3 protein-coding genes are annotated in these 7412 nt (G+C 71.3%); all 3 read right to left on the bottom strand.

What is annotated here, in order from left to right:
• Positions 1-39 precede the first annotated feature (39 nt).
• The 3 genes from AB0435_RS30275 to AB0435_RS30285 all read right to left on the bottom strand — a co-directional run bounded on the left by AB0435_RS30275 (position 40) and on the right by AB0435_RS30285 (position 7108).
• A complete protein-coding gene (locus AB0435_RS30275) occupies positions 40-1518 on the bottom strand; it encodes a glutamate synthase subunit beta (RefSeq protein ID WP_366007146.1) in 1479 nt (492 codons plus the stop codon).
• Positions 1511-6025, bottom strand: coding sequence for a glutamate synthase large subunit (gene gltB / locus AB0435_RS30280; RefSeq protein WP_366428418.1), 4515 nt, complete (start codon positions 6023-6025; stop codon positions 1511-1513). Before gltB ends, AB0435_RS30275 begins: the two co-directional genes overlap by 8 nt.
• 351 nt (positions 6026-6376) lie before the next feature.
• Positions 6377-7108 (bottom strand): VIT1/CCC1 transporter family protein, encoded by a 732-nt coding sequence (locus tag AB0435_RS30285; protein ID WP_366007145.1) that lies wholly within the window; start codon positions 7106-7108, stop codon positions 6377-6379.
• Positions 7109-7412: the final 304 nt, after the last annotated feature.

Consider the following 7412-nt stretch of genomic DNA (forward strand, 5'->3'; position numbering starts at 1 on the left):
TGCCGCGGGATCGTGGGGGTCAGATGATCTCGGACGGTCTCAGACGGTCAGGGAGCGGTCCGTCGGCCGGACCGGGGCCGGGAGGGTGCTGGCGCCGGTGAGGTAGCGGTCGACGCCGCGGGCCGCGGAGCGGCCTTCGGCGATGGCCCAGACGATGAGGGACTGGCCGCGTCCGGCGTCGCCGGCGACGAAGACGCCGGGGACGTTGGTGGCGTAGTCGGCGTCGCGGGCGATGTTGCCGCGCTCGTCGAGCTCCAGGCCGAACTGTCCGACGAGGCCGTTCTTGACGTCGGTGCCGGTGAAGCCCATGGCGAGGGTGACCAGTTGGGCCGGGATGCGGCGCTCGGTGCCGGGCTTCTGCGTGAGCTTGCCGTCGATGAACTCGACCTCGATCAGGTGCAGCCACTGGACGTTGCCGACCGTCTCTCCCTCTTCAGGGGCGGAGCCCTCGAAGTGGGTGGTGGAGACGGAGTAGACCCGCTCGCCGCCCTCCTCGTGGGCCGAGGTGACCTTGTAGAGCATGGGGAAGGTCGGCCAGGGCTGGTGCGGTGCGCGGTCCTCGCCCGGCTTGGGCATGATCTCCAGCTGGGTGACGGAGGCGGCGCCCTGCCGGTGGGCGGTGCCGACGCAGTCGGCGCCGGTGTCGCCGCCGCCGATGACGACGACGTGCTTGCCCTCGGCGGTGATGGGCGGGGTGACGAAGTCGCCTTCCTGCACCTTGTTGGAGACGGGCAGGTATTCCATCGCGAAGTGGATGCCGGCCAGTTCACGGCCGGGGACGGGCAGGTCGCGGGAGGTGGTGGCGCCCGCGGCGACGACGACGGCGTCGTAGCGCCCGCGCAGCTTGGCCGCGTCGATGTCGCGGCCGATCTCCACCTCGGTACGGAACTTGGTGCCCTCGGCCCGCATCTGCTCGATGCGGCGGTTGATGTGCCGCTTCTCCATCTTGAACTCGGGGATGCCGTAGCGCAGGAGGCCGCCGATGCGGTCGGCGCGTTCGTAGACGGCGACGGTGTGGCCGGCCCGGGTCAGCTGCTGGGCGGCGGCCAGGCCCGCGGGGCCTGAGCCGATGACGGCGACGGTCTTGCCGGAGAGCCGGTCCGGGGGCTGGGGGGTGACGTCGCCCGAGTCCCAGGCCTTGTCGATGATGGTGACTTCGACGTTCTTGATGGTGACGGCGGGCTGGTTGATGCCGAGCACGCACGCGGATTCGCAGGGTGCGGGGCACAGCCGCCCGGTGAACTCGGGGAAGTTGTTGGTCGCGTGCAGCCGCTCGCTGGCGGCCTGCCAGTCCTCGCGGTAGGCGTAGTCGTTCCACTCGGGGATGAGGTTGCCGAGCGGGCAGCCGTTGTGGCAGAAGGGGATGCCGCAGTCCATGCAGCGGCCGGCCTGCTTGCTGATGACGGGCAGCAGGGAGCCGGGGACGTAGACCTCGTTCCAGTCCTTGACGCGCTCGCCGGCGGGGCGGGTCCGCGCGACCTCGCGGCCGGTGGTCAGGAAGCCCTTGGGGTCAGCCATGAGTCGCCGCCTCCATCATCTTCTCGTGGGTCTCGGTCTCGGAGAGACCCGCTCGCTCGGCGGCGTCCTTGGCGGCGAGCACTGCCTTGTAGGTGGCCGGGACGATCTTGGTGAAGCGGGTCACCGCGGTGTCCCAGTCGGCGAGGAGGGTGGCCGCGACGGTGGAGGCGGTCTCCTCGTGATGGCGCCGCACCACGTCGTGCAGCCATCGCCGGTCGTCCTCGTCGAGGGTGTCGAGGGCGGTGACCAGCTCCTTGTTGACGTTGTCGGGGTCCAGGCCGATGACGTACGCGACGCCGCCGGACATGCCGGCCGCGAAGTTGCGCCCGGTCTCGCCGAGGACGACGGCCCGGCCGCCGGTCATGTATTCGCAGCCGTGGTCGCCGACGCCTTCGGAGACGACGGTGGCGCCGGAGTTGCGGACGCAGAACCGTTCGCCGACGCGTCCGCGCAGGAACATCTCGCCGCCGGTGGCGCCGTAGGCGAGGGTGTTGCCGGCGATGACGGAGTATTCGGCGAGGTGGTCGGCGCCGCGGTCGGGGCGGACGACGATCCGGCCGCCGGACAGGCCCTTGCCGACGTAGTCGTTGGCGTCGCCCTCCAGGCGCAGGGTGATGCCGCGCGGCAGGAACGCGCCGAAGGACTGGCCGGCGGAGCCGGTGAAGGTGATGTCGATCGTGTCGTCGGGCAGGCCGGCGCCGCCGAACTTCTTGGTGACGCGGTGGCCGAGCATGGTGCCGACGGTGCGGTTGATGTTGCGGATGGCGACCTGGGCGCGTACGGGCCGGGCGTCCTCGGCGCGCTCCGCGGTGAGGGCGTCGGCGGCGAGCTCGACGAGTTCGTTGTCGAGCGCCTTGGCCAGGCCGTGGTCCTGCTCGGTGACGCGGTGCCGGACGGCGCCGGAGGGCAGTTCGGGGACGTGCAGGAGGGGGGCCAGGTCGAGGCCCTGGGCCTTCCAGTGGTCGACGGCCGGGGCGGTGTCGAGGAGCTCGGCGTGCCCGACGGCCTCCTCCAGGGTGCGGAAGCCCAGCTCGGCGAGGAGCTCGCGGACCTCCTCGGCGATGAACTCGAAGAAGTTGACGACGAATTCGGCCTTGCCGGAGAAGCGCTCGCGCAGCACCGGGTTCTGGGTGGCGATGCCGACGGGGCAGGTGTCGAGGTGGCAGACGCGCATCATGACGCAGCCGGAGACGACCAGGGGCGCGGTGGCGAAGCCGAACTCCTCGGCGCCGAGGAGCGCGGCGATGATCACGTCGCGGCCGGTCTTGAGCTGGCCGTCGGTCTGGACGACGATGCGGTCGCGCAGGCCGTTGAGCAGCAGGGTCTGCTGGGTCTCGGCGAGGCCGAGCTCCCAGGGGCCGCCCGCGTGCTTGAGGCTGGTCAGCGGGGAGGCGCCGGTGCCGCCGTCGTGGCCGGAGATGAGGACGACGTCCGCGTGGGCCTTGGAGACGCCCGCCGCGACCGTGCCCACGCCGACCTCGGAGACCAGCTTCACGTGGATGCGGGCCGCGGGGTTGGCGTTCTTCAGGTCGTGGATGAGCTGGGCGAGGTCCTCGATGGAGTAGATGTCGTGGTGCGGCGGCGGGGAGATCAGGCCGACGCCGGGGGTGGAGTGCCGGGTCTTCGCGACCCAGGGGTAGACCTTGTGGCCGGGCAGCTGGCCGCCCTCGCCGGGCTTGGCGCCCTGGGCCATCTTGATCTGGATGTCGTCGGAGTTGACCAGGTATTCGCTGGTCACGCCGAAGCGGCCGGAGGCGACCTGCTTGATGCTGGAGCGGCGGGCCGGGTCGTGGAGCCGCTCGGGGTCCTCGCCGCCCTCGCCGGTGTTGGACTTGGCGCCGAGCCGGTTCATGGCGATGGCGAGGGTCTCGTGGGCCTCGCGGGAGATGGAGCCGTAGGACATGGCGCCGGTGGAGAAGCGCTTGACGATCTCGCTGACGGGCTCGACCTCGTCGAGCGGCACGGGGGTGCGGTCGTCCTTGAGCGCGAACAGGCCGCGGAGCGTCATCAGCCGCTCGGCCTGCCCGTTCACCCGCTGCGTGTACTGCTTGAAGATGTCGTAGCGGCGGGCGCGGGTGGAGTGCTGGAGCCGGAAGACGGTGTCGGGGTCGAAGAGGTGGGGCTCGCCCTCGCGGCGCCACTGGTACTCGCCGCCGATGTCGAGGCGGCGGTGGGTGGCGGCGATGCCGGTGGCGGGGTACGCCTTGGCGTGCCGCGCCGCGACCTCCCGGGCGACGACGTCGAGACCGGCGCCGCCGATCTTGGTGGCGGTGCCCTGGAAGTAGGTCTCGACGAACTCCTCGTCCAGGCCGACGGCTTCGAAGACCTGGGCGCCGCGGTAGGAGGCGACGGTGGAGATGCCCATCTTGGACATCACCTTGAGCACGCCCTTGCCGAGGGCCTTGATGAGGTTGCGGATCGCGTCCTGGGCGTCCGTGCCGGGCAGGAAGGTTCCGGCGCGGACGAGGTCCTCGACGGACTCCATGGCCAGGTAGGGGTTGACAGCCGCGGCGCCGTAGCCGATGAGCAGGGCGACGTGGTGGACCTCGCGGACGTCACCGGCCTCGACGATCAGGCCGACCTGGGTGCGCTGCCTGGTGCGGATGAGGTGGTGGTGGACGGCGGAGGTGAGCAGCAGGGAGGGGATGGGGGCGTGCTCGGCGTCCGAGTGGCGGTCGGAGAGGACGATCAGCCGGGCGCCGCCGGCGATGGCGGCGTCGACCTCGGCGCGGATCTCCGCGAGCCGGGCGGCGAGCGCCTCTCCCCCGCCTCCGACGCGGTAGAGGCCGGAGAGGGTGGCGGCCTTCAGGCCGGGCAGGTCGCCGTCGGCGTTGATGTGTATGAGCTTGGCGAGCTCGTCGTTGTCGATGACGGGGAACGGCAGGGTGACGCTGCGACAGGAGGCCGCGGTGGGCTCCAGGAGGTTGCCCTGCGGGCCCAGGGAGGAGATCAGCGAGGTGACGAGCTCCTCGCGGATGGCGTCCAGCGGGGGGTTGGTGACCTGCGCGAAGAGCTGGGTGAAGTAGTCGAAGAGCAGCCGGGGCCGGGTCGAGAGCGCCGCGATCGGGGAGTCCGTGCCCATCGAACCGATGGGCTCCGCACCGGACTTGGCCATCGGCGCGAGGATGACGCGCAGCTCCTCCTCGGTGTAGCCGAAGGTCTGCTGGCGGCGGGTGACCGAGGCGTGGGTGTGCACGATGTGCTCGCGCTCGGGGAGGTCGGCGAGGTCGATCAGGCCGGCTTCCAGCCAGTCGGTGTAGGGCTGTTCGGCGGCGAGCTGCGCCTTGACCTCGTCGTCCTCGATGATGCGGTGCTCCGCGGTGTCGACGAGGAACATCCGGCCGGGCTGGAGGCGGCCCTTGCGGACGACCTTGGCGGGCTCGATGTCGAGGACGCCGACCTCGGAGGAGAGGACGACGAGGCCGTCGTCGGTGACCCAGTACCGGCCGGGGCGCAGGCCGTTGCGGTCGAGGACGGCGCCGACGAGGGTGCCGTCGGTGAAGGTGACGCAGGCGGGGCCGTCCCAGGGCTCCATCAGGGTGGAGTGGTACTGGTAGAAGGCGCGCCGGGCCGGGTCCATGGAGGCGTGGTTCTCCCACGCCTCGGGGATCATCATCAGCACGCTGTGCGGCAGCGAGCGCCCGCCGAGGTGGAGCAGCTCCAGGACTTCGTCGAAGGAGGCGGAGTCGGAGGCGTCGGGGGTGCAGACGGGGAAGACCCGCTCCGGGCTTTCGGTGCCGAACAGGTCGCTGGCCAGCTGGGATTCGCGGGCGCGCATCCAATTGCGGTTGCCCTGGACCGTGTTGATCTCGCCGTTGTGGGCGACGAAGCGGTACGGGTGGGCGAGCGGCCAGCTGGGGAAGGTGTTGGTGGAGAAGCGGGAGTGGACCAGTGCGATGGCGGTGGCGAAGCGCCGGTCGGAGAGGTCGGGGAAGAACGGCTCCAGCTGGCCGGTGGTGAGCATGCCCTTGTAGACGATGGTCCGCGCGGACAGCGAGGGGAAGTAGACCTCGGCCTCGCGCTCGGCGCGCTTGCGCAGGACGAACGCCTTGCGGTCCAGGGCGAGGCCGGTGCCGGCGCCGTCGGTGACGAACAGCTGGCGGAAGCCGGGCATCGTGGCGCGGGCGCCGTTGCCGAGCAGCTCGGGGGCGACGGGGACCTCGCGCCAGCCGAGGACGGTGAGGCCCTCCTCGGCGGCGATCGTCTCGACCCGCGAGACGGCCGCGTCCGCGGCGGGGGTCCCGGCGGGGAGGAAGGCGATGCCGGCCGCGTACGCCCCGGCCGCGGGGAGGTCGAAGGTGACGCTCTCGCGGAAGAAGGCGTCGGGGATCTGGAGCAGGATGCCCGCTCCGTCGCCCGAGTCGGGCTCGGAGCCGGTGGCGCCCCGGTGCTCCAGGTTCCGCAGGACGGTGAGTGCCTGCTGCACGAGCGCGTGGCTCGCCTCGCCGGTGAGGGTCGCGACAAAGCCCACGCCACAGGCGTCGTGCTCATTGCGCGGGTCGTACATCCCCTGCTGGGCGGGGTGGGATGCGGCAATGAAGGAACGCATCGGCTCTCCCGTCGTCGTCATGGCAGTCATGGCGTGTGCATGTGCCGAGGGACGACGCTGGCCCTCTGCGAAGAAATTTGGTGCAGGTTACATGATGGGGCGCTTCTCAAAAAGCGGAAGACCTGGTCCAGCATGCGGACGCTGCTGACGAGTGGCGAGCCCCGGAAGCCGTGGGATCACCCGGCCCGGCAGCGCCGGGCGCAGCGCAGCGAAGGCGGCGTTGCCCGCTGCGCTCCCGGATTGTGCCCGATCGTCAAGGGCTTGAAACCGCGAAGTAACGCGCACGTTATGCGGCAACCCGCATAAGCATCACCCCAATGCGGTGCCGAACGCAATACCGAGGAGGTAAGTCACACCCGCGGCGGCGCCGCCGAGCACCAGCTGGCGCAGTCCGCTGTACCACCAGCTGCGCGCCGTCACCCGGGCCACGACGGCGCCGCAGCCGAAGAGACCGACGAGGGCCAGCAGCACGGCGGGCCACAGCTCGGTGGCGCCCAGGAGATAGGGCAGGACGGGCAGCAGCGCGCCCAGGGCGAAGGAGCCGAAGGACGAGACGGCGGCGACCGTGGGCGAGGGCAGGTCCGAGGGGTCGATGCCGAGCTCCTCGCGCGCGTGGATCTCCAGCGCCTGCTCGGGATCGCTCGACAGCTGCCGGGCGACCTCACGCGCGAGCTCCGGCTCGACACCGCGCGAGACATACAGCGCGGCGAGCTCCTCCTGCTCGTCGGCGGGGTGCTTGCGCAGCTCGCGGCGCTCCACGTCCAGCTCGGCGAGGACGAGTTCGCGCTGCGAGGCGACCGAGGTGTACTCACCGGCGGCCATCGAGAACGCGCCCGCCGCGAGCCCGGCCAGGCCGGTGATGACGACGGTCTGCGAGGAGGCGGAGCCGCCCGCGACGCCCGTCATCAGGGCGACGTTGGAGACGAGTCCGTCCATGGCACCGAAGACGGCGGGGCGCAGCCAGCCGCCGTTCACATCGCGGTGCGTGTGGTTGTCGCGATGGGCCACGTGTGGTGCCTCAACCGCATCGAGGACAGACATTGCTCCGGGTGCTCCCTTTCCCCACGGGGCGGGTCGCTCGTCGCCCGCCCCCTGCGTCGAAGGTACGCACGAATGGGGTGACGGCGCTAGCAAGGAAGGCCGAACTTACCTCTGTGACCTGGGGGTTTGTGGTGCGGGTCCCGGAAATTGCGTGGCTGCGGCGGGGTGCTCCCCGTTCGGCTGAGCCTTGCCTGAGGGGGCTTTTGTTCCCCCAGCCCCGCCCCTTCCCGCAGCATCTGATGCGCGGCTCCGCCGCGGCCGGGGCTCCGCCCCGGACCCGTGCCCGGGTGCGGGCCGGGGGCTT

Origin of the sequence: Streptomyces sp. NPDC051173, from assembly GCF_040689515.1 — a bacterium.
Lineage (GTDB): Bacteria > Actinomycetota > Actinomycetes > Streptomycetales > Streptomycetaceae > Streptomyces.